A 24317-nucleotide genomic window follows, 5' to 3' on the forward strand; every position below is an offset into this window, starting at 1 on the left:
TATAGGAGGAAGATTATATGACAAGTAAGGAGTATTCACCAGAGCAACGTGAGGAACTATTTGAAACTTTGAAAGACCGTTTTGAGAAAAATATGAACCGGCATATGGGACTTGACTGGGTTAAAGTACAAGCTCAGCTTGAAGCTAACACTGATAAACTGTGGTCGCTCCATGAAATGGAAGTAACTGGCGGTGAACCTGATGTTGTTGGATATGATAAAACAACAGCCGAATTCATTTTTTATGATTGTTCAGCGGAAAGTCCTAAGGGTCGCAGAAGCGTTTGTTATGACCGTGAAGCACTGGAGTCAAGGAAAAAACACAAACCAGAGAATAGCGTTCTTGATATGGCAGCTGATATGGGTATTGAGCTTTTAACGGAGGAACAATACCGGGAGCTTCAGAAGCTTGGAGAATTCGATTTGAAAACGTCTAGCTGGGTGCAAACACCTGATAATATTAGAAAATTCGGGGGAGCCATCTTTTGTGATCGTCGCTACGATACTGTATTTATGTACCACAATGGAGCAGATTCTTATTATGCTGCACGGGGCTTCCGTGGCTCTTTAAGAGTTTAAATTTTGACATAAGCAGCTCTTTTTTCTTGTTCAACTATAGTTGATAAATCTCTATTATTCGGCTTGTTAAATATATTACCCCAAAAATCAAAACCTCTTACTCCAATGGACTTTAAAATGGAGCAAGAGGTTTTTGTTAATTAATTCCAATTTAAATGTGGGTCTTCAACTAAGTATCTAATTTTTATAATCCCTTCAAATATAAAGTCAGCACCATGAAAAGAAGTATCGATATATAATGATAAGTATCTATCTAAAGGCTCTGCAAAGATAAATGCAGTAGTTTTTTTACTTGACAAAAGTCGAAGAAAGAGGTAGGTTATATTAGCTTTAGAAATTATATTAAAATTATGTTCCCCTAAATATAATATTAAATTTAAATCTTGAAATACTAGACTTATAGGAAGGTGATCAAATGGAAATTTTAAATAAAAACAAGACTGCCTTTTTAAACAAGTTTAGTAGTCTGTTTATTTTAGCCGTTTTCATGTTATGGATTAAAACATATATCACGCAAGTAACTCAGTTTAACTTAGGAGTAGAAGGACTCCTTCAACAATTCCTTTTATTTATAAATCCGCTTGGCTCTGCCTTGCTATTTCTTGGATTTTCTTTTGCTTTCAAAGGTCGAGGAAGATACACATTACTTGCTGTTATTTATGCTTTAATGTCCTTCCTTTTATATGCAAATGTAGTTTATTATAGATTTTTTAGTGACTTTATTACATTACCAACGATTACTCAAACGCAGAATTTTGGAGACTTAGGCGGCAGTGTTATTTCTTTATTAAAACCCTACGATATCATGTTCTTTGTCGATGTATTTTTGTTAGCTTATCTATGTGTGTCTAAAAAAATACAAAAAAACAATAGTAGAGTTGGATATAAGAAAGCAATTGCTGGGCTTGCTTTTGTAATAGGAATATTTGCATTAAATTTAGGATTAGCTAACTATGATCGTCCACAGTTATTAACTCGTGGTTTTGATAGAAACTATATTGTTAAGTATTTAGGAATGTATAACTATACTATTTATGACGCTACTGAAACTATAAAGGCATCTTCACAGAGGGCTTTAGCTGATAGCGATGATATGACAGAAGTTATTAACTATACAAAATCTATCTCTGCGGAGCCTAATCCAGAATATTTCGGCGCTGCAAAAGAAATGAACGTCATCTATATCCATTTGGAGTCATTCCAAAACTTTTTAATGAATTATAAATTAAACGGTGAAGAAGTTACACCATTCTTAAATTCATTAATAAAAGATCCGAATACACTATACTTTGATAATTTCTTCCATGAAACAGCGCAAGGCAAAACTTCGGATGCTGAATTCATGCTTGAAAACTCATTGTTTGGTTTACCACAAGGGTCTGCATTTATTACAAAAGGTCAGAATACTTATCAATCAGCTCCCGCGATTTTAAAAAAAGATGGTTATACATCTGCTGTATTCCACGGCAATAACGGCACTTTCTGGAATCGTAATGAGATTTATAAATCATTCGGCTATGAGCATTTCTTTGATGCCAATTATTATGACACTACTTCTAAAGAAGATATGGCTGAATATGGATTATTGGACAAGCCATTCTTTGAACAATCATTAGAATATGTAAAAACTTTACCTCAACCTTTCTATGCTAAATTTATTACGGTTGGGAACCATTATCCATATAAAATGAATCAAAACTTAACAACAATTGATAAAGCAGATACTGGTGATGCAAGTGTAGATGATTATTTCCAAACTGCTCGTTATGCTGATGAAGCAATTGAACAGTTCATTGGTGAATTACAAAACTCCGGCTTATATGATAACAGTATGCTTGTTTTTTATGGTGATCATTATGGTATTTCTGAAAATCATAATAAAGCCATGGAACAAATCATTGGAAAAGAAATTACTCCTTACGAAAGTACTAATTTACAACGGGTACCTTTAATTATTCACGTTCCTGAGATGCAAGGTGGAGTCAATCATACTTATGGAGGGCAAATAGACCTTCTTCCAACCTTATTACACTTACTTGGAATTGATTCACAAGATTATGTTCAATTTGGTACAGACATATTATCAAAAGAATATAATGATATTGTACCTTTCAGAAATGGTGATTATGTCAGCCCTACTATCTATTCAATTGATGAAAAATTCTATGATGCAACAACTGGTTTGCCACTAGTTGATGATAATCAAATTCAAAAAGCGAATGAGTATAAGAAAAGAGTAGAAAACAGGTTGCATTTATCTGATAAAGTTGTAAATGGTGACTTATTGAGATTTTATACACCGGCAGGCTTTACTAAGGTTAATCCTTCTCAATATAATTATAATAAGGATGTAACAGAAAAAGCTGACAACGAAAAATAATAGATTTATTTAATATAATTTAATCCGATTAAAGAACAAATTCTCCATGTGGAATTTGTTCTTTTTTTTATTCTAAAAAAATGTAATAAGAATTTTGTTACCAAAAGAAGCATTTTTAAGATTTGATATACTGTCTCGAGATGAATATATACCGTAAATAATCAAAAAGGTTTGCGGAGTAGTCCGATATTTGAGAATATAATAGGGTAGGCTGTATTTTTTGAAAGGGGATAGGGATATGAAACCGATTTATAGTTCAGCAAAAGAAGCTGTCGCAGGTATTGAAGACGGCATGACGTTAATGGTAGGCGGATTTGGATTAGTAGGTATTCCAGAGCAGCTAATTTTAGCGTTAGTTGATAAAGGGGTAAAGGATTTAACCGTAATTTCCAATAACTGTGGCGTAGATGACTGGGGCCTAGGCCTTTTACTAAAAAATAAACAGATTAAAAAAATGATAGGCTCCTATGTAGGTGAAAATAAAGAGTTTGAAAGACAAGTAATTTCAGGAGAGATTGAAGTTGAGCTCACTCCACAAGGTACTTTAGCGGAAAAAATTCGTGCCGGAGGGGCAGGAATTCCTGCATTTTTTACTCCAGCAGGTGTAGGTACAGTAGTTGCAGAGGGTAAAGAGGTACGTATTTATGACGGTAAGGAATATGTTCTTGAAGAAGCCCTTAGAGCAGATTATGCCTTGATTCGGGCGGCTAAGGCAGATAAGTTTGGTAACCTAATATACAACAAAACAGCTCAAAACTTCAATCCAATGATGGCTGCTGCTGGTTTGGTGACGATAGCAGAAGTAGAGGAAATCGTAGAGACAGGCGATTTAGATCCAGCCCAAATACATACACCAAGTATTTATGTCCAAGGTCTGTTCCAAGCAGAGCAGGAAAAAAGAATCGAACGTCTAACGACACGTTCATAAGGGGGAGATTCGGATGAATACACGTGAAAAAATTGCGAGAAGAGCAGAAAAAGAAATTGAAAATGGGAACTATGTAAATCTAGGGATTGGAATTCCTACCTTGGTTGCCAACTTTATATCGCCAGATAAGACAGTGGTGCTTCAATCAGAGAATGGACTTTTAGGCATAGGGCCATATCCAACGGAGCAAGAAGTGGATCCAGACCTTATCAATGCTGGTAAGGAAACAGTTACTACAATACCAGGGTCATCCTTCTTCTCAAGTGCTGAATCCTTTGCGATGATACGCGGAGGACATGTAGATGTTGCTATTTTAGGGGCAATGGAGGTATCCGAAAAGGGAGATTTAGCTAACTGGATGATCCCAGGTAAGATGATTAAAGGAATGGGAGGAGCGATGGATCTTGTACATGGTGCCAAGAAAATAATTGTTATTATGGACCATTGTGCGAAGGACGGCTCCGCAAAGATTAAAAAAGAATGTGCCTTGCCTCTAACTGGTAAGGCAGTTGTGAATAAAATAATAACAGAACGGGCAATGATTGAAGTAACTGAAGATGGCCTAGAGTTAAAAGAGGTATTTGAAGGGTATTCTGTTCAAGATATTATCGATGCTACTGAAGCTGGTTTAATCATCAAAGATGTAAAAGAGAATGTAGCGATTTAATTTCTCATAATATAAAATTTTTGATGAGAGTACATCTTGTGTTTTCCTTCAATATCCATTAGAATAAATGCATTACATTGAATAAAATTCGACTAAGAAAAGGAATAGTAAATAACACTCGTTTCTGAAGAGAGCTAACATCTGGTGCAAGTTAGTGTAACGAATTATTGAACTCGCCTTTGAGTCTGTATAAGTGAACGATTAGTAGCTTATACCGTTTTCCGCGTTAAGGAAACAAGTTGAGTGATAATTTTTTCACTAATTTGGGTGGTACCGCGTGAGTATATCTCTCGTCCCTTAGTTTTTTAAGGGGCGAGTTTTTTTATTTGGCGCTGTTATCTTTTGGGATTTTAAACCAATGATAGTTATAAAGCGCCATTAACTGAAGGAGGAAGAAAGATGAGCTTTAATCATGAAGCAATTGAGCAAAAGTGGCAAAGTTATTGGAAAGAAAACAAGACATATAAAATGATTGATGATCCTTCCAAACCAAAATTTTATGCATTAGATATGTTCCCATATCCATCAGGAGTAGGTCTACACGTGGGCCATCCACTTGGATATATTGCAACAGATATTCTAAGTGCATTTAAACGTAAACAAGGCTACAATGTACTTCACCCAATGGGATGGGATGCATTCGGTCTTCCTGCAGAGCAGTATGCAATTGATACAGGTAATGATCCTGCAGAATTTACTGCAAAAAATATTGCGACGTTCAAACGTCAAATGATGGATCTTGGCTTTTCTTATGATTGGGATAGAGAAATCAATACAACCGATCCTTCCTATTATAAATGGACACAATGGATCTTCATCCAGCTTTATAAAAAGGGCTTAGCTTACGTGGATGAAGTGCCAGTAAACTGGTGTCCAGCATTAGGTACAGTTCTAGCGAATGAAGAGGTAATTGATGGCTTATCTGAACGTGGTGGGCATCCAGTAGAGCGTAGACCAATGCGCCAATGGGTTCTTCGCATTACGGCTTATGCAGATAGATTGTTGGAGGATTTAGATGATTTAGATTGGCCAGAGAGCTTGAAAGAAATGCAACGTAACTGGATTGGCCGTTCTGAAGGAGCAGAGCTAACGTTTGAAGTTGCAGGAACAAAGGAATCCTTCCAAGCATTTACGACTCGTCCAGATACTATTTTTGGCGCAACATATGCAGTATTGGCACCAGAGCATAAATTAGTGGATGCTATTACAACTCCAGAGCAGCAGGAAGCAGTTCAAGCTTATAAAGATCAAGTAAAATTGAAAAGTGATTTAGAGCGTACAGATCTTGCCAAACATAAAACTGGAGTGTTTACAGGAGCCTATGCCATCAATCCAGTTAGTGGTGAAAAAATGCCAATCTGGATCGCAGACTATGTTTTAGCAACATATGGAACAGGTGCTATCATGGCAGTTCCTGCACATGATGAGCGTGACTATGAGTTTGCTAAGCAATTCGATCTTCCGATTGTAGAAGTTGTTTCGGGTGGAAGCATTGAAGAAGCTGCTTACACAGAGGATGGCATACTTGTTAATTCGGATTTCTTAAATGGTCTTAACAAAGAAGAAGCAATCGCTAAAGCAATTGAATGGTTTGAAGCGAATGGAAAAGGCGAGAAGAAAATTACTTATCGTTTACGTGACTGGTTGTTCAGCCGTCAGCGTTATTGGGGAGAACCAATTCCGATTATCCATTGGGAAGATGGAACTTCAACACCTGTAGATGAATCAGAGCTTCCACTTATGCTACCTGTTACTACTGATATCAAGCCAAGTGGTACAGGTGAATCTCCATTAGCTAATATTGAGGAATGGGTAAATGTAGTGGACCCAGTGACTGGTAAAAAAGGACGTCGTGAAACAAATACAATGCCTCAGTGGGCAGGAAGCTGCTGGTATTATATACGCTACATCGATCCACATAATGATGAAGCACTAATTGATCCAGAGCTAGTAAAACGCTGGTTGCCAGTAGATCTTTACGTAGGTGGGGCAGAGCATGCTGTACTTCACTTGCTATATGCACGTTTCTGGCATAAATTCCTATATGATATCGGTGTTGTTACAACGAAAGAGCCATTCCAAAAATTATTTAACCAAGGAATGATCTTAGGTGAAAATCACGAGAAAATGTCTAAATCTAAAGGGAATGTAGTTAATCCTGATGATATCGTGAAGAGCCACGGAGCTGATTCACTTCGTTTATATGAAATGTTCATGGGACCTCTAGATTCTTCTAAACCATGGTCAACGAATGGTCTAGACGGCTCTCGTAGATTCTTGGATCGTATTTGGAGATTATTCGTAACAGAAGAGGGCACTCTAAGCCCGAAAGTTAGCGACACATCATCTGACAATATGGAAAAAGCGTACCACCAAACGGTTAAGAAGGTAACAGAGGATTACGAGGCAATGCACTATAACACGGCTATCTCTCAAATGATGGTATTTATTAATGAAGGATATAAAGCTGAGAAAATTTCTAAGGAATATGTAGAGGGCTTCGTGAAGCTTATTTCTCCTATTGTTCCTCATATCTCAGAGGAGCTTTGGAGCATTTTAGGCAATGATAATTCTATCGCTTATGAATCTTGGCCAACATTCGATGAATCCAAGCTTGTGGACAACGAGGTTGAAATTCCAGTACAGATCAAAGGGAAAGTTCGTGCAAAACTTGTCGTTTCTAAAGACGCAACAAAAGATGAGCTAGAAGCATTGGCATTAGCTTCTGAACAAGTTCAACAATGGATTGAAGGCAACGAAGTCAAAAAAATCATTGCAATCCCTGGTAAAATGGTAAACATCGTTATTTAATAAATAATAAAGCTGCTTAGTCTCTTATGAGAGTTAAGCAGCTTTATTTTTTAGAAAAACACAAGCATGATGAGAACTGAGAGATGATTGAGACAAAACAGGAAGAGCAGCTAAAAAGGGATGATGGCTTGTTACTTTCCGACAAAGCCTTTTATCTGTTTGTGCAACTCTTAACGTCGTCTGCGCAACATTTCAAGCGTTTTGTGCAAGGTTTTGCTCCATCACTGCAATGTTCCACTTCATCTGTGCAAGGTTATTACTCATCACCGCAAGGTTCTCGCAAATCTTCAAAATTTCATGTTCACCACAACACTTTCATCCATTGAAAAGTCGTCCACTTTCTCACTACTACACCCCACATGATTGCAGCGACAGGCGGCGACTCCTGTGGGATGAGTGAGACTGATAAGCCATCACAAACGACGCGTAAGCGACGGTGATGGCTTATCGCTCACCCCACGGAAAGCGACCGCCGAAAGCGAAAATCTGCAACCTATTAATTAAACTTTTCCTGCAAACCATTTGCACTTTTCATGAAGCAATATCTTCTTTTGGAAACATGAACTTTAACAAAAGCAAGCCAACAATATGAACTAAAATAATACCAAGAGCAGCTACCATCAAACTCTCCTTTCAAGGTTAATCCAATGTATCTACAAAAGCCTTCATAAGAACAGTACCATGCTCTGTTCCAATAGACTCAGGGTGAAACTGAAGTCCATAAAGTGGATAGTCCCTGTGCTTTATTGCCATAATTTCATGATCATCATCAGCTCTTGCGAGAACCTCGAAACAATCTTGTAAACTATCCTCTTCAATGACAAGAGAGTGATAACGCATGACGGATATAGGGCCTTCAAACCCGTGGAACAATTCATTTTGTGTATGATGTATTGTAGATAGCTTGCCGTGCATAATTGTTTTAGCCTGCACGACATTGGCACCAAAAGCAGCACCAATCGATTGGTGACCAAGACAAATTCCAAGGATAGGGTATTTCTTATAAAATGCTTGAATAACTTCAACAGAAATACCTGCTTCAAGCGGATTACCTGGTCCAGGGGAGATGACAATTGCTTCCGGGCAAAGCTTATAAATAGCTTCAATGGTAATAGCATCATTTCTAATAATCTTAACATCCTTACCAAGAATACCTAATTGCTGATAGAGATTATACGTAAAGGAATCATAATTATCTATTAGGAGTATCATCTGTGCACCTCCAAAAGTGCTTTTGCCTTGTTTAACGTTTCCTCATATTCATTTTTAGGAATGGAATCATAAACAATACCCGCACCAGCCTGCACAAATGCCTCATTATCTTTTACAACCATTGTTCTAATTGCGAGAGCGAGATCCATATCTCCTGATACTGAAATATAACCTACTGCACCAGCATAAACCCCGCGTTTCATAGGCTCCAATTCGTTTATAATTTGCATAGCTCGAATTTTTGGTGCTCCGGAAACAGTGCCCGCTGGTAAGCATGTTGCCAATACATCTAATGCGTGAGTATCTTTTGTTAAACGTCCTGTTACCTCTGAAACTATATGCATGACATACTTGTACAATTCTATTTGCATATATTTATTTACCTGAACGGTGCCAATTTCAGAAATTTTGCCTATGTCATTTCTTCCTAAGTCAACAAGCATTCGATGCTCTGCTACTTCTTTTTCATCTATTAATAAACTGGCAGCAATTTGCTTATCTTCTTCTGAGGTTTTCCCTCGTGGCTTTGTTCCTGCAATTGGATTAGTAGTGACAAATCCATTCTTTACCTTTACTAGACTCTCAGGAGAAGTACCTAAAACGATATAATCTTCGAAATCCATGTAAAACATATAAGGTGATGGATTAGAAGTTCTCAGTTGCCGATAAAGAGAGAATGGATTTCCTTTAAAAGGAGAGGAGAAGCGCTGTGAGATCACCACTTGGAATATATCTCCTTTTACGATATGTTGCTTTGCTTTCTCCACCATTTCTTTAAAGTCATCTTCTTTTATCGCCGGCTTAAATGATAGGCTACCTCCCAACTCTCCTTGCTGTGGAGAACCCGCTTGGAGGTCTTCATAAATTATTTCAATATCCTTTTTCATATGCTCGGGAGAACGCCCACTTAAAAATAAATCAATAGCTGCGATTGTCACCTTTTGTTTTAAATGATCATAAATAAGAAAGGTATCGTAAAATAACACATGAATATCAGGCATATTTAAATCATCGGGAAGATACTCTCCGATTCGTTCGTTATAAAATGCCGTTTCATATCCAAAATAACCCAGCATTCCACCAAAAAAAGAAAAGGGATATTGTTCATTGTGTTCAGGAAGAATGGTTTTAAGTTTATCGATAATGGGTTCATGACCAACTTCTTTGTTTCCTTGTTCGTCTGTAAATACATAATTAAACTGATTGCCTTTAATTTCTGCTACAGGGTTTAATACTATAAAAGAGTAGCGTCCGCTTTCCTCGTGCTTTGCAGAGGATTCAAATAGCATTTTTTTCATTCCACTTAAGGAGTGATAAATGGAGATAGGAGTCATCATATCCCCTTGGATTTCTTTCATTTCATAGCTTCTCGTCTCAACTGTCATTTTCTACACTCTCCTCTTTCTCGACTCGGCTCATCTAAAAAAGAATACAAAAAGGCCCTCCATCCAAAAAGGACGGAGAGCCGTGGTGCCACCTTCATTGATTACTATTGTAATCCACTTGTTTGCAGCTCATAGCTGCTAGTCCTGTAACGTAGACAAACGCCAAGGCCTACTATCATTTCGGCCTTGGAACTCAGAAGCCCATTCATCATATGCTATGCACTGACTTGCACCAACCGTCAGCTCTCTAAGGCATCACATATGACTACTACTCTTCGTCATCGCTCATTAAAGACCATTGTATTATAAATAGTTTCAAAATTCAATGGATTCGTATAAAATATTCCAAATTTTATCCATTTAATCTAAAATACTTTTGCTGCACTCATGCCAGCTAGTTTTCCCGTGACAAGAGCGGAGGTAATGTTATAGCCACCTGTATAGCCGTGTATGTCTAATATTTCCCCACAAAAGTATAGGCCAGCTTTTTTCTTCGATGCCATTGTCTTTGGCTCAATCTCTTTAATAGAAACGCCGCCACCAGTGACAAAGGCTTTTTCAAGGGGCTGAGTACCATGTACCTTAACAACAAACTGCTTTAATAGATGGGCGAGGGATCTGATTTTCTCGTGGGATAGGTTTTGGCCATCTTCACTTTCTTGTATTTTTGCTTGTTCCAACAAAAACAAAAGCCATCTTTCTGGAACTAGTCCTTTCCATACATTTTTAACAGCTTTCTTAGGATCTTCCTTAATAGAAGAGAGGAGCTTTTGGAAAGTTTCTTCTTCATTTATTTCAGGTAGGCTATCAATTCTTACAGAAACTGGTCCGCCATTTTTCTTAATTTCTTTTACAACGAACTGGCTACAACGTAAAATAGCAGGACCACTTAAGCCAAAATGTGTAAAGAGCATGTCCATTTGATGTGTGATGATTGCTTTTCCTTTTTTATTTAGAACTGAAACAGCTACATCTCTAAGTGCTAGCCCTTGAAGCTCCTTAGACTTTATGAATGCCTCACTAGATAATAAAGGAACCTCTGTTGGATATAAATCGGTTACCGTATGCCCAGCTTTTTCAGCCCAAGGGTAGCCATCTCCGGTTGAGCCTGTTTGAGGAACGGCCTTTCCACCGACAGCAACAACTATAGCTCCAGCAGTTATTTCTTCGCCAGTCGCCAATCTAATTCCAATAACTTTTTCTTCATTCATTAACAGTTTAGAAACGGGAGCATTTAGCTTTATATCTACTTTTAATCTTTTTAATTCGTCAAGAAGAGCGTTCACAACATCCATTGCCTTGTTGGAAACAGGGAACATTCTACCATGGTCTTCCTCTTTTAACGGAACACCTAAGTTCTCAAAAAAGGCAATAATATCTTCATTGTTAAAGACGGAGAATGGACTGAATAGAAATCGACCATTTCCTGGTATGTTTTTTACGATTTCCTCCTGAGGAAGTCTATTCGTGACGTTGCATCGACCTCCACCAGATATAGCAAGCTTTTTCCCTAGCTTATTCCCTTTTTCAATCAATAAAACCTTTTTGTTTTCAGCGCCAGCTGCGGCAGCGGCCATAAGTCCTGAGGGACCCCCACCGATAATAATTACGTCATACATAGTAAATTCACACTTTCATTTTTTCTTTATTATACATGATTGTAGTTTTGATGAGACAGTTGTAAACTGTAATATAGACATTTTAAAGGATTGGGCGGGTTTGATGGCATCGAATTTATTAAAAGGGACAATGATCTTAACGGTCGGTCTCTTGTTATCTAGAATTTTAGGAGTTCTTTATGTAATTCCTTTTTATCAAATTATTGGCGAGGAATACATTGCGCTTTATCAATACGCTTATACTCCTTATTCAATCATGCTGGCAATAGCTGTTTCAGGAGTACCAGTTGCAGTTTCAAAGTTTGTTTCCAAATATAATGCTCTTGGAGATTATGCTACAGGAAGGAAGCTAATGAAATCCAGTATGCTATTAATGAGTATCACTGGTTTCTTAGGATTCCTTATTCTTTTTTTCTTAGCGGATCCTATTGCACATATGATCATTAAGGATGATGAAGCAGCTTTTTCTCTTAATGATGTAGCTAGTGTGATTAAATATGTCAGCTTCGCAGTAATCGTTGTACCGCTTATGAGTTTAATAAGAGGTTTCTTCCAAGGCTATCAGCATATGACACCAACGGCGGTTTCTCAGCTTTGGGAGCAAATAGTACGTATTTTGTTCGTGTTAGCCGGAGGATTCTTTGTTGTATACATATTAAACGGAACGGAGAAGACAGCGATTTCCTTTGCGGTATTTGCTGCCTTTTTAGGAGCATTGGCCAGTCTGGGTGTTCTCTATTGGTATTGGAAAAAGCTAAAGCCAGAATTTGATTTAAAGTTAAATGATTCTGGCAGTCCTAGGTCAGATGTTTCTCTCAAAAATATATACAAAGAAATATTAATTTATACGGTACCATTTGCATTAGTCGGAGTGATTAATCCGCTATTTCAATTTATCGATATGATTACTTTTAATAGAGCGATGTCTAGCATCGGAATAAGCGGAGATATATCTAATACTTTGTTAGGGATGTTAAACTATTCAACTCATAAATTAGTGATGATACCGGTCATGCTAGCTACCGGATTTAGTATGGCTTTAATACCTTTTATCACGAGTTATTATGCGAAACAAGATTTTGTTCAAGTAAGAAAATCATTAGACCAATCATTTCAAATATTATTATTTCTAACAGTTCCAGCAGCAATGGGAATTGCAGTATTGTCAGGTGATTTTTATCACTTGTTTTATGAGACAAGCAAAACAGGTTCTACAGTTCTTGCACATTATGCACCTGTAGCAATATTATTTGCTTTATATCCAGTAACAACTGCAATTTTGCAGGGGATAGATCGTCAAAAACTAATTATTTTAAATCTATTATTGGGTATACTTACCAAGCTATTATTGAACACACCGCTTATAAAAGCGTTTGAAACAGATGGTGCTATATTGGCAACAGCTTGTGGCTATTTAGTGGCAATAGGGTTGAATATGTTTGCGATTCGAAAAACATTGCATTATAAATCCACTATGGTGATTAGAAGAAGTATACTTATACTCATTGTTAATGCACTTATGTTAACAATAGTATTCGTTATCAAACTAGGCTTAGAGAACCTGTTTGTGATTGATAGTAAAATGGAAGCATTATTGGTCATCATGGTATGTGCTAGTATCGGAGCAGTTTTTTATGGCTACATAACTCTTCGTCTTGGCTTAGCACAAAAGTTATTTGGTGAGAAGATTACGCGCTTTACGAAAAAATTAGGTTTTAAGGAGAAATAAATGCGATTAGATAAATTTCTGTCTCACATGGGATACGGTACAAGAAGTGAAGTAAAGGTACTCATCAAGTCAAAGGCAATTGAAATAAACAATACCGTTGCTAAAAATGGGTCCACGCATGTCAATGAATTAGAGGATCAAGTTTCCGTTTATGGGGAAGTGGTGGAATATAGAGAGTTCATCTATTTAATGATGAACAAGCCACCCGGGGTTGTTTCTGCAACAGAAGATTCTAGAGACCAAACTGTAATTGACCTGCTAGACGATGATGTAAGACATTTTGAGCCGTATCCCGTCGGAAGACTAGATAAGGATACAGTTGGGCTGCTTCTCTTAACAAATGACGGTGCGCTTACACATCGGCTGTTATCTCCTAAAAAGGATGTTCCGAAAGTATATTATGCAAAAGTTGCAGGAAGAGTAACAGAATCAGACGTAGAGGCATTTAAAGAAGGAGTAATTTTAGATGATGGGTATCATACGAAGCCTGGGCATCTTCATATTTTGAAGAGTGATCAAATATCTGAAATTGAGCTGACTATCACCGAAGGAAAGTTCCATCAAGTGAAAAGGATGTTTCAGTCAGTAGACAAGGAAGTAATTTATTTAAAGAGACTTTCGATGGGGGCTTTAAAGCTAGATAATTCTCTAGAAGAAGGGTCTTACCGGGAGTTAACGACTGAGGAATTAATAAGTTTAGAACAAAAGAATGACCATGCATAAGCGTGGTCATTCTTTTTAATATAGTGAATCTAAGATGTCATTTTAACTCGTTTGTTCGTCGTGGTCCATTTGCCTCTTGTTGGACTAATGACTAGGTCATTAAACGCAAGTACATTCAAATCTCGTTGAATTGTTCGAGGAGTGATTCCAAATTCATCGACCAGATCTTGTGTTGTAACAGTTCCGTTGTCTCGGATGAACATATACATATCTTTGATTCGAGTGAGCATCCGATCAGTAGTAGGTTTCAAAAATAACCACTCCTTCATCTTGATATCTCGTGGCAAGACTAGCGGACGACTTGGGCGAAAAGCAACAGATGTATTGCAATTGACAGCCCCTTTACATTTTGGTAGTCAGAATTTTATTATCTGACAATTTAATTATAGTAGAATTACAAAGAAATTTCTATAAAAATAACTGATTATTTACAAAAAAAACATATGAAGTTCTTCTAAGGAAGTTAAAAGAACCCATTCATGACTGGATTTTCTAATGGATTTGTCTTAATTTAAAATTATAAAAATATTAACCTTAGTACCAGAATACATCTCTAAAATAATATTGATAATCTGATAGAACAATTGAATAGTATGTTGAAATCTTTGCGATATGAAAAGAAACAAAAATTATTTTTTACTTATATGAATAGCTTAAATATGCAGTTACCGCTCTAATAATATTATTTGATAGAGGTTTAAAAAAACCTTCTTTTTGCTGTGTGTTTGAACAAATTAAGTGTAAAATAAGAAATATGCAATATACATAGGAGGATATAATAAATGAACTGGTTAGACCTAGCAGAACAAAAAAAGCCTGAGATCATTAAAGAGTTACAGGCATTAATCCAAATCCCTAGCGTTTTAGACGAAAAGGAAGCTACAGAAGAAGCTCCTTTTGGTATAAAGCCACTTGAGGCGCTTCAACATATGTTAAATGAGGGTAACAAAGAAGGCTTTGTTACGAAAAATATAGACAATATGGCTGGTCACATTGAAATGGGTAGTGGAGAGGAACTAGTAGGAATTCTTTGTCATGTTGATGTAGTTCCGGAAGGACAGGGCTGGACTTACCCACCATTCGAAGGTGTTGTTGCTGATGATCGTATCTATGGTAGAGGAGCAATAGATGATAAAGGTCCAACTATTGCAGCATGGATGGCAATGAAACTAGTTAAGGAAGCTGGTATCGAGCTTTCAAAACGTGTGAGACTAATTATTGGTTCTGATGAAGAAAGCGGATTCCGATGTGTTGATCGCTATTTCGAAAAAGAGGAGATGCCTGACCTAGGCTTTGCTCCAGATGCAGACTTTCCAATTATTAATGCAGAAAAGGGGATTGCTAATTTAATCTTCTCTCAAACGGGTTCTTCCGAAACAGAAACAATTCAATTTTTCCAAGCCGGAAAGCGCACAAATATGGTGCCGGATGAAGCGTTTGCATTTATTTTTGGCGGAGCTCATTCTATTAAAGAAAAATTTAATGCTTTTGCAAGTGAACATGGTATTACTGGAGAGGTATTGCCAGAAGGGCCAGTCGTGAAAGTATTGGTTCGTGGAAAATCTGCTCATGCTATGGAGCCAGATCAAGGAGTGAATGCAGGGGTTTTTCTAGCTAAATTCCTATTAACATTATCTTTAACACCACATTCCAAAGCATTCTGTGAATTTCTTGTAATGGCTTTTGGTGACGAAAGCAGAGGTCGTGCATTGGGCTTAGACTATGCGGATGAAGTTTCTGGTGAAACTACATTAAATGCTGGGGTTATTCATTATGCACCTGCTCAAGGCTCATGCACACAAGTAAGCCTACGCTATTCTGTTAGCTACCCGTTTGAGGAAAAAGTAGGAGCTTGTAGAGAAAAGCTACAAAATAGTGGTGTTACATTAGATTTAGGCTCTAACTCTACACCACATTTTGTCGATAAAGAGGATGTACTGATTCAATCTCTTCAAAAGGTATACGAGCGTCAAACGGGAGAAAAAGCAGAACTATTATCTATTGGTGGAGGAACATACGCACGAGTACTGAAAAAAGGTGTAGCATTTGGAATGTTATTCCCTGGTAGACCAGATGTAGCACATCAAGTGGATGAATATGTAGATATTGAAGATTTAATAAAAGCAACGGCCATTTATGCAGATGCAATTGTAGAGCTTGCTGGGAAAAAATAAGGAGAGGATGATAGAACATGACTAAAATTTTATGGAATGATCAAATCGTAGAGGAAAAAGAGGTAAAAATCGGCTTTGAGGATCGTGGTTATCAATTCGGAGATGGAATTTATGAAGTGATTAAAATTTATAATGGTGATTTGTTTACAGCAACGGAGCATATCGATCGTCTTTACGCAAGTGCAGACAAAATTCAATTAGTCATGCCTTATACAAAAGATAAATTACATCAATTGATGCACGAACTAATTGAAACGAATGAGCTTCAAAATGGTCAAATTTATCTTCAAGTAACACGTGGAAATAGTCCTCGTATTCATAACTTTCCTAACCCAGCAGTTAGCTCTGTACTGACTGCTTATACAAAAGAAACGACTCGTCCTCTTGCTCAACTAGAAAGTGGCGTAAAGGCTTGTTTTGTAGAGGATATCCGTTGGTTGAGATGTGATATTAAGTCATTGAATCTACTTGGGAATGTACTTGCTAAACAAGAGGCTGTTACAAAAGATTGTTTTGAAGCAATTTTACATCGCGGAGAGACGGTGACAGAAGGATCATCGTCTAATATGTATGGAATAAAAGATGGTGTCTTGTATACACATCCAGTTAGCAACCTAATTTTAAATGGTATTACAAGAAAAGTTATATTAGATTGCTGTGAAGAAATTGGATTACCGATAGTGGAGAAAGCAATGACTAAAGAGGAAACATTGCAAATGGATGAATTTATCATGTCATCTACTAACGCTGAGGTTATGCCGATTATTTCGATTGATGATAAAGCTATCGGCGATGGAAAACCTGGAGAATTTACAAGAAAACTTCAGAAGGCTTTTGAACAAAAGATTCCCTCCACTCTACAAGTATGAACACACATTATTTCATAGGAATCAAAGTACCTGAGATGGTTGGAAGATCTCTCATAAAGGCAAGGGCGACAACAAATATGCATAGAACACATAAAACGTTGCCCCTTGCAGAGGATCTCCATATCACATTAGCATACTTGGCTGCTGTCGATGAAAATGTATTAAATGACTTAATAGCATCTTTGAATCAAATTAAGTGGGATGCCTTTTCTTTAACTACAGATGGACTAGCTCATTTTGGTAACGATGAAACTCCTAGAGTTGTATTCGTAGCCTTAGAAGAAAAAGATGAGTTAATGAAACTGCAGCAGGCAATTGTTCAAAAGGTTTTGAATTTTTTAGAGTTAAATATTTCTAAGGACTTCCATGCACATATAACACTGGCAAAAAAGTGGATGTCAAAAGAAAAATGTGTCTATGATTCATTTGATCTGGAAAAACAGTCTTTTGAAGTCCGTGATTTTATCATCTACAAAATAAATCCAGCGAGTACTCCACGTTACGAACATTTTGCAAGAATAAACGTGTGATAGGGAGGCAACGGAATGGCTCAGTTAGTCAAACTGCAAGATTATATATCCAGATATCAGATTGATTTAAAGCGCTATCCTACACAATTTGTTCGTTTGAAAAAACAACAATGGGAGCGTATTAACGCTTCTTGGGAAAACGGAGCTTTAGATACATCGTGGATTGAAAATGAGCAGGAGGAAGATATAGAGGTAGAGGAAAAGAAATCCTTTATCTCTAAACTATTTTCCCGAAATAAAGAAGAAACCTCTGCAGAATTACTGGAAGAGGAAAAAGAAGAGATTGGACATGATGTACCAGAAGAATCTACAACTCTCTTTTTTGAGCCTAATATTGTTTATAATCCAAATTCTAAAGAAGAGCTACGAAGAATGTATTTGGATCAATTATTCCATTTTCAATTAAAATGGGCTAGCTCTACCTTAATGGAAAAATCATATGTGGACCCCAAGTATATGAGAGATAGTTTGCTGAGGCAATTAACACTACAATTGCCTGATAATTATTTTCTGTTTTATTATCCGATTCTTAAATTGAAAAAAGCTCCTGTAGAACTAGATATCATTATTGTTTTACCTACAGAAATTATATGCTTAGTAGTTTTAGAGGGTAGAGATTCAGACGCTTTTATCGGTAGCGGGGATCGATTCTGGGTGAAAAAAAGTGGGAAAGCAGAGAGTAAAACATTAAGTCCGATGATTAGCTTAAATAGAATGGAATCTATTCTTTTACAAGTGTTTAAAAAGGAAGAGATTGACTTGCCGATAAGAAAGGTAGTCTTGTCTAGGAATGGGTATATCGATTATCCAGGTTCCACCTATCAGACTCAATTAGTGGATACAAGAAGTTTTTCTGCTTGGTTTCAATCCTTAAAATCATCTCCTTCACCTATGAAGCATATGCAGTTTAAGGCAGCGCAAGCATTACTTAATCTTGTTCAAACCACCTCCTACTCTCGAGCAGGCTGGGAGTTAGAGAGTGAGATAGAAAATGAATAATGTAGTGATAATTGTAAATGAGGTAGCAGGTCAGGGAAGAGCTAAAAAGCTATGGGAGTCATGGAAGGACCGGCTCCCGTTCTCCTTTACACTCTTTAAAACTGAATACAGTGGGCATGCAACTGCTATATCGAAGGAATATGCTGACGCTAGCCAAGAACCTCTTCTTATTATTGCAATAGGTGGAGATGGTACCATACACGAAATACTCTCAGGTTTGATAGGATACAATCATGTTCGAGTTGGAGTTGTTTCTGCAGGAAGTGGAAACGATTTTGGTCGAACTTTTTTTGTGTTTAAAACAATAGAACAATTAAATGAATATGTTTTGGAATTTCAATCATCAGAATATATGGACATGGGAACATTAAAAACCAATTCAGAGAAATTTCATTTTGTAAATAATGCGGGCTTTGGTTTTGACGCTCATGTTGTGTATGCAGCCAATAATTCTAGCTGGAAAAAGTGGTTAAATAGATTAGGCTTAGGTAAACTAGTATACATACTTTATCTAGTGAAGGAGTTATTTTGTTTTCAAAAATTTTCTTTTTCTTTACTAAATAAAGAAGATGAGATAAAGTTTGAGGATGTTTGGTTTATCACTGTATGTAATCAGCCTTATTTTGGAGGAGGTATGAAAATTTCTCCGTCCTCCTTACCGAACGATTCATTAATCGAACTAACCATAGTACACCATTTAAAAAGAACAAAGCTATTATTTATATTTGGCACTGTGTTTTTTGGAAAACATACTGCTTATAAAGAAATTAAACAAATTCAAGCAAAAGAGTTCACCATTCAAATGAACGATGAAGTATATGGGCATGTAGATGGAGAATTTTCCTGTATGACTACACCTGGTAGTACTTTTACGTTTAAGGTGGAGTCCGATGCTTGGAATTTAGCAAAACCACCAAGTAAAAGGAGTTAAAGTAATGAGATTAAGAAACAAACCATGGGCAGAGGATTTTATAAACGCTCATCCAGAAATAGTAATTCCAAATCCAGAAGAACAAAAAGGAAAATGGAATTCAGTGTTCAATAACGAGAATCCACTTCACATTGAAGTAGGTACAGGTAAAGGCCAATTTATCACAGGAATGGCAAAACAAAATCCTGATATCAATTATATAGGAATTGAGCTTTATGATAGTGTCATTGTATCTGCTTTAGAAAACGCATTAGAAGCACAGCCTTTACCAAATTTACGTTTGCTTAAGGTGAATGGTGCTGACTTAGCAAAATATTTTCAAAAAAATGATGTACACCGTGTGTATTTAAACTTCTCAGATCCATGGCCAAAAATTAGACATGCAAAGAGACGCTTAACTCACGAAGGGTTTTTAAAGCTGTATGAATCTATTTTAGTAGACAATGCAGAAGTTCATTTTAAAACAGATAATAGAGGGTTATTTGAGTATTCTTTAACAAGTATGTCGGCTTATGGGATGCTGTTGACTTATGTATCGCTTGATTTACATGCGAATATGCCAGAAGATAATATTATGACGGAATATGAGGAGAGATTCTCAGCAAAAGGTCAGCCGATTTATAGACTAGAGGCTAGGTTTTTGAGCAACAAGTAAAAGGTCAATACTATTCAAAGGGGATGAAAGTATGGATACGTATAAGTTTCAAGAGATGACATTAACATGGTTAAAGGGCGGTACGACACATATGGACGGGGGAGCCATGTTTGGAGTAGTGCCAAAGCCTTTATGGGAAAAAAAATATCCTGTTAACGAAAAAAATCAAATAGAGCTTCCTTCCGATCCAATTCTTATCCAATATCAAGGTAAAAACATTTTGCTAGAGGCGGGCATAGGATTTGGTAAGTTTTCAGAAAAGCAAATAAGAAACTATGGGATTACAGACGAATCGATGGTAGATGATAATCTTGTCGAGCTAGGTCTACTAGCTGAGGATATCGCTATCATTTTAATGACACATTTACATTTTGATCACGCTTGTGGATTAACTAAGTGGGTAAATGGAGAGTTAATTTCTAGTTTCCCGAATGCTACTATCTATGTTTCAGATGTAGAGTGGAATGAAATGAAGAATCCTAATATTCGATCTAGCAATACTTATTGGAAGGAAAACTGGGAACCAATTCAATCTCAGGTCACAACATTCAAGGATTCTATTACTATATTAGAAGATATTCAGATGGTTCACACAGGTGGGCATAGCGACGGGCACAGCATTGTACTATTAAGACAATCTGGCGAAACGATCATTCATATGGCAGATCTAATGCCAACGAATGCTCACCAAAATCCTTTATGGGTTTTAGCTTATGATGATTATCCAATGACTTCTGTGTTTGCTAAGCAAAAATGGGTGAATGAGGCATTACAAAACAATTATTGGTTTAGCTTTTATCATGATGCTTACCATCGAATGATTAAATGGTCTACAGATGGCAAGGAAATTATAGAGAAGCTAGAGAGAACGAGAAAATGATGTAAACAGTTATAAGTGTCTAAGGACATTTATAGCTGTTTTTTTGTTGTGTATTCACATAATTATAGAAGGTTATTGGTAAATTATAGAGAATTAATGAAGGATAAACTACTAAAGTTTGAGGTGAGTATAATCAGGACTTTTTTAAATATAGACGAACAGAACATGGAGATTTTATTTAAAGGAAGTGAAGGTACCCCGGTAATGATTGTTTCGGGTATGGGCTCCTCATTTGATGAGTGGTATGAAATAACCGAAACATTAAGTAAAACGAATCGTGTGATAATGTTTCATAGACCTGGGCTTGGTGAAAGTGAATTGCTAAAGGAATTACGAAATACAGAAACTGTCATAAATGAAATATCAGAGATTATTCGTCTCCTTGAAATAAATGAACCATTTATTTTTGTTGGGCATTCTTATGGAGGATTATGTGTCCAGCATTTTATGAAGAAGCATGAAGAGAAGGTGTTGGGAGTAGTATTGGTAGATTCCACATCTGTAAACTTTAAAGCTCTCGATCAATTGGATTTACCGGTGATCAATGAAGATTCCACGGATGAAGCTTGGTTAGAAAAATGCCTTTTTTATTCCTCTATGAATGAAGAAAGACTGCGGGTTCAACTAAAACCAACGCTGACAAAACAGCAACTACAATTTCCTATAGACATTCAAAAAAGACTACTAGAGTTTCAAGTAAAGCCAAATTTATATAAGGCAATGTATTTGGAGATAAGTCACTGGGAAAGAGATGCTGAAACAATAAAAAATTTAAATACTTCTCTCAATCTCCCTTTGATAGTCATTGGCAGAGATAAAGCTCATTGTATATCATTAGCAGTGGAAGAAGGATTGCCTGAAAAAGAAGCTGAACTTCTAGAAAATAAATGGGAGGAGCTTATTGAGGGGCAAGCTTATATAACAAAAAATAGTAGGTTAATCTTTGCAAAAGGCTCCAGTCACTCGATTCATTTAGATCGGCCAGATATCATTCTAGAAGCTATAAGAATACTAAAAGGAATGGAGCTAGAAGAAAAGAATGGACATATTAAATAAGGATGTGAACGTGATCTTCTTTGACGCGGGCGGGGTTCTTTTTGACACCTTAGTAAAAGGGGAGCAACGAGTCACTAATTTGATGATGCAACGAGGATTCACACTTCCTTGCTACCGTTTCCACAACACTTCACTTATTTCCCGCAACAGTAAGCCAATTTTCCGCAACACTTAGAGACTTTTGCGCAACACTACGCAAGTTTTGCGCAACATTTCAGGCGTTCCCGAAACACTCCGCAAGTTTTGCGCAACATTTCAGGCGGTTTCTGCAACACTCCACTAAAAAAGAAAAAAGGTGAGCTTTTAACTCACCTTTGCTTTATTTTTTGTTATTCGATTCTTTAGTAATATGTTTCGTTACCTTGTTTTTCGAGACTTCAGCAAAGTCAATTCCCATTTCTGTATCTGGGTTTACGGTAGGATTTTTGTATAATTCTTGGCTGTTGTGCGTTCGCTCGTTCATGGTTTTTTTACTGTTCTTGCTACTCATGGAATATCACCTCCTACAGATAATTTACACTTAAGAGGTGGATTTATGCTCCATGACTGAAAGCAACATCATTGTATTATACTCTTGTAAGGTCTACGACAGTTCCAGACTTCGAATCAGCAGCAAACTCAAATTGTTCAAGCTCTCCATTTTTAACTCTTGATATTCCGCCTTTATATACTTCCAAACGGATTGCTTCTTTTTGGAAAGGTTCTGGACTCATATAAATCCATGAGCCATCGATTGGTCCCTCTTCTTTAAAAGAGTTCTTTATATTATTAAGCACTAGATCTGCTGGTTTGTTTGGATTTATTTTATTTGCAGCCTGACTTGCAACAATACCTAAAACGACTCCAGTACCTAATCCCATCATATAGTCTCTTAATTTCATTCCAATTCCTCCCTCTTGTTTATTTTAGTTTATCACATAACTCGATTTCGTAAAATTTTTCGATTGTCGAAATTTATTAGTAGTAAACAATTCAAACTTTTATTACAATAGATAGGAAATGTATTTAAAAAGGCAAAATTAACTTTTCTATGCTTTAGGAGGCATCTACTGAGATGAATGAAGAAACACGCGGGTTGTTTAAAACATTAACCGAGTTACCTGGGGCTCCAGGAAATGAGCATGCTGTTCGAGCATTTATGCGAACCGAGTTAACTAAATATGCAGACGAAATAGTACAAGACAATTTAGGTGGAATTTTCGGATTGAAAAAGGGCGATGAAAATGGTCCTAAAATATTAGTTGCTGGGCATATGGACGAGGTCGGATTTATGGTTTCTGGCATCACGGATAATGGAATGCTACGTTTCCAGCCACTAGGTGGATGGTGGAACCAAGTTCTACTCGCTCAACGTGTAGAAATTGTTACAGGTTACAAAACAATTCCAGGTGTAATCGGATCTATTCCTCCTCATTTGTTGAGTGATGAGGTTCGTAATAAACCAATGGATATTAAAAATATGTTAATCGATGTTGGTGCTGATGATAAAGAGGATGTACTTAGAATGGGTATTAAACCTGGCGATCAAATTGTCCCTGTTTGTCCGTTTACTCCAATGGCAAATGATAAAAAAATTATGGCTAAGGCTTGGGACAACCGTTATGGTTGTGGGCTTGCGATTGAATTATTAAAAGAAGTTCAAAATGAACAGTTACCAAATATGTTGTACTCTGGAGCAAATGTTATGGAAGAGGTAGGTCTTCGCGGGGCACAAGCCTCCACTAATATGATCAAGCCTGATTTGTTCTTCGCTTTAGATGCTAGCCCCGCAAATGATGCTTCTGGCAATAAAAATGAGTTTGGTCAATTGGGGAAAGGTACTCTACTACGTATATTTGACCGCTCCATGATCACTCATCGAGGGATGAGAGAATTTGTATTAGATACTGCTGAGACTAATAATATTCCATATCAATATTTTATCTCACAAGGTGGAACAGATGCAGGAAGAGTTCATACTTCGTTAGAAGGTGTACCTAGTACAGTAGTTGGTATATGTTCACGTTATATTCATACCTCTTCGTCTATTATTCATACAGATGATTACGCAGCAGCGAAGGAATTAATTGTGAAGCTTGTAAAGGCATGCGATCGTTCAACACTTGAGACTATTAAAGCAAACGTCTAAAAAGGATGCCCAGAGTGGCATCTTTTTTTAAAATTAAAGATATAAATTATACATATTCAATAC

23 protein-coding genes and 2 other annotated features are annotated in these 24317 nt (G+C 36.9%); of the genes, 17 read left to right on the plus strand and 6 right to left on the minus strand.

The window, feature by feature from the left end; translation table 11 throughout:
* The first annotated feature begins 17 nt into the window (after positions 1 to 17).
* The 6 genes from H9650_RS04925 to H9650_RS04950 all read left to right on the plus strand — a co-directional run bounded on the left by H9650_RS04925 (position 18) and on the right by H9650_RS04950 (position 7690).
* Positions 18 to 578: a DUF4256 domain-containing protein gene (locus H9650_RS04925; protein ID WP_191696732.1), complete on the plus strand. Its 561-nt coding sequence runs from the start codon at positions 18 to 20 to the stop codon at positions 576 to 578.
* 415 nt (positions 579 to 993) lie between these two features.
* The gene (locus H9650_RS04930; RefSeq protein WP_191696733.1) at positions 994 to 2958 is read left to right on the plus strand and encodes an LTA synthase family protein; all 1965 of its coding nucleotides are present in this window, start codon (positions 994 to 996) and stop codon (positions 2956 to 2958) included.
* A gap of 238 nt (positions 2959 to 3196) precedes the next feature.
* Positions 3197 to 3886, plus strand: coding sequence for a CoA transferase subunit A (locus H9650_RS04935; protein ID WP_144535204.1), 690 nt, complete (start codon positions 3197 to 3199; stop codon positions 3884 to 3886).
* 13 nt (positions 3887 to 3899) lie between these two features.
* Complete coding sequence (locus H9650_RS04940; protein WP_144535206.1) at positions 3900 to 4553, plus strand: 3-oxoacid CoA-transferase subunit B; 654 nt, start codon at positions 3900 to 3902, stop codon at positions 4551 to 4553.
* A gap of 85 nt (positions 4554 to 4638) precedes the next feature.
* Positions 4639 to 4854: a binding site (T-box leader), on the plus strand.
* 98 nt (positions 4855 to 4952) lie between these two features.
* On the plus strand, positions 4953 to 7364 hold the full coding sequence (gene leuS, locus H9650_RS04945) for a leucine--tRNA ligase (RefSeq protein WP_191696734.1): 2412 nt from the start codon (positions 4953 to 4955) through the stop codon (positions 7362 to 7364).
* An 83-nt stretch (positions 7365 to 7447) separates the two neighbouring features.
* Entirely contained in the window at positions 7448 to 7690 is a 243-nt protein-coding gene (locus H9650_RS04950) for a hypothetical protein (protein ID WP_191696735.1), read from the plus strand.
* 313 nt (positions 7691 to 8003) lie between these two features.
* On the opposite strand, the gene H9650_RS04955 is transcribed toward H9650_RS04950, so the two are convergent.
* From H9650_RS04955 to H9650_RS04965, 3 genes are all read right to left on the minus strand, one after another.
* On the minus strand, positions 8004 to 8576 hold the full coding sequence (locus H9650_RS04955) for an aminodeoxychorismate/anthranilate synthase component II (protein ID WP_191696736.1): 573 nt from the start codon (positions 8574 to 8576) through the stop codon (positions 8004 to 8006).
* Complete coding sequence (gene trpE, locus H9650_RS04960) at positions 8573 to 9961, minus strand: anthranilate synthase component I (RefSeq protein WP_144535214.1); 1389 nt, start codon at positions 9959 to 9961, stop codon at positions 8573 to 8575. The genes H9650_RS04955 and trpE overlap by 4 nt, the downstream gene beginning before the upstream one ends.
* A gap of 65 nt (positions 9962 to 10026) precedes the next feature.
* Positions 10027 to 10252, minus strand: a binding site (T-box leader).
* 74 nt (positions 10253 to 10326) lie between these two features.
* On the minus strand, positions 10327 to 11580 hold the full coding sequence (locus H9650_RS04965; protein WP_191696737.1) for a BaiN/RdsA family NAD(P)/FAD-dependent oxidoreductase: 1254 nt from the start codon (positions 11578 to 11580) through the stop codon (positions 10327 to 10329).
* Positions 11581 to 11683: 103 nt separating this feature from the next.
* Between H9650_RS04965 and H9650_RS04970 the strand changes: the two genes are divergently transcribed.
* Positions 11684 to 13309, plus strand: a complete 1626-nt coding sequence (locus H9650_RS04970; RefSeq protein ID WP_144535218.1) for a putative polysaccharide biosynthesis protein — start codon at positions 11684 to 11686, stop codon at positions 13307 to 13309.
* Complete coding sequence (locus H9650_RS04975) at positions 13310 to 14032, plus strand: pseudouridine synthase (RefSeq protein WP_144535220.1); 723 nt, start codon at positions 13310 to 13312, stop codon at positions 14030 to 14032. It abuts the gene before it with no gap.
* A 29-nt stretch (positions 14033 to 14061) separates the two neighbouring features.
* On the opposite strand, the gene H9650_RS04980 is transcribed toward H9650_RS04975, so the two are convergent.
* Entirely contained in the window at positions 14062 to 14283 is a 222-nt protein-coding gene (locus H9650_RS04980; protein ID WP_144537096.1) for a DeoR family transcriptional regulator, read from the minus strand.
* A gap of 531 nt (positions 14284 to 14814) precedes the next feature.
* Between H9650_RS04980 and pepV the strand changes: the two genes are divergently transcribed.
* From pepV to H9650_RS05020, 8 genes are all read left to right on the plus strand, one after another.
* Complete coding sequence (gene pepV / locus H9650_RS04985) at positions 14815 to 16206, plus strand: dipeptidase PepV (protein ID WP_144535221.1); 1392 nt, start codon at positions 14815 to 14817, stop codon at positions 16204 to 16206.
* Between the two features lie 17 nt (positions 16207 to 16223).
* Positions 16224 to 17075, plus strand: a complete 852-nt coding sequence (dat, locus tag H9650_RS04990; protein WP_144535223.1) for a D-amino-acid transaminase — start codon at positions 16224 to 16226, stop codon at positions 17073 to 17075.
* Entirely contained in the window at positions 17072 to 17605 is a 534-nt protein-coding gene (thpR, locus tag H9650_RS04995; RefSeq protein ID WP_225215928.1) for an RNA 2',3'-cyclic phosphodiesterase, read from the plus strand. Before dat ends, thpR begins: the two co-directional genes overlap by 4 nt.
* A gap of 15 nt (positions 17606 to 17620) precedes the next feature.
* Positions 17621 to 18604 carry a nuclease-related domain-containing protein gene (locus tag H9650_RS05000; protein WP_151113445.1) on the plus strand — a complete coding sequence of 328 codons (984 nt, stop codon included), beginning with the start codon at positions 17621 to 17623 and terminating at the stop codon, positions 18602 to 18604.
* Positions 18597 to 19535: a diacylglycerol/lipid kinase family protein gene (locus H9650_RS05005; protein WP_191696739.1), complete on the plus strand. Its 939-nt coding sequence runs from the start codon at positions 18597 to 18599 to the stop codon at positions 19533 to 19535. Before H9650_RS05000 ends, H9650_RS05005 begins: the two co-directional genes overlap by 8 nt.
* A 4-nt stretch (positions 19536 to 19539) precedes the next feature.
* A complete protein-coding gene (trmB, locus tag H9650_RS05010; protein ID WP_191696740.1) occupies positions 19540 to 20190 on the plus strand; it encodes a tRNA (guanosine(46)-N7)-methyltransferase TrmB in 651 nt (216 codons plus the stop codon).
* 31 nt (positions 20191 to 20221) lie between these two features.
* Positions 20222 to 21070 carry a YtnP family quorum-quenching lactonase gene (locus tag H9650_RS05015; protein WP_191696741.1) on the plus strand — a complete coding sequence of 283 codons (849 nt, stop codon included), beginning with the start codon at positions 20222 to 20224 and terminating at the stop codon, positions 21068 to 21070.
* 165 nt (positions 21071 to 21235) lie between these two features.
* Positions 21236 to 22126 carry an alpha/beta fold hydrolase gene (locus H9650_RS05020; RefSeq protein WP_191696742.1) on the plus strand — a complete coding sequence of 297 codons (891 nt, stop codon included), beginning with the start codon at positions 21236 to 21238 and terminating at the stop codon, positions 22124 to 22126.
* Positions 22127 to 22445: 319 nt separating this feature from the next.
* Here the strand turns inward: H9650_RS05020 and H9650_RS05025 are convergent, their stop codons facing one another.
* Together H9650_RS05025 and H9650_RS05030 are read right to left on the minus strand one after the other, a co-directional pair.
* Positions 22446 to 22616, minus strand: coding sequence for a hypothetical protein (locus H9650_RS05025; RefSeq protein ID WP_186318030.1), 171 nt, complete (start codon positions 22614 to 22616; stop codon positions 22446 to 22448).
* 76 nt (positions 22617 to 22692) lie between these two features.
* Positions 22693 to 23007, minus strand: coding sequence for a hypothetical protein (locus H9650_RS05030; RefSeq protein ID WP_144535237.1), 315 nt, complete (start codon positions 23005 to 23007; stop codon positions 22693 to 22695).
* A gap of 173 nt (positions 23008 to 23180) precedes the next feature.
* On the opposite strand from H9650_RS05030, the gene H9650_RS05035 reads away from it, so the two are divergent.
* Positions 23181 to 24254 (plus strand): M42 family metallopeptidase, encoded by a 1074-nt coding sequence (locus tag H9650_RS05035; protein ID WP_191696743.1) that lies wholly within the window; start codon positions 23181 to 23183, stop codon positions 24252 to 24254.
* Positions 24255 to 24317 lie beyond the last annotated feature (63 nt).

The organism is Psychrobacillus faecigallinarum (assembly GCF_014836595.1).
GTDB classification, from domain to species: Bacteria; Bacillota; Bacilli; order Bacillales_A; family Planococcaceae; genus Psychrobacillus; species Psychrobacillus faecigallinarum.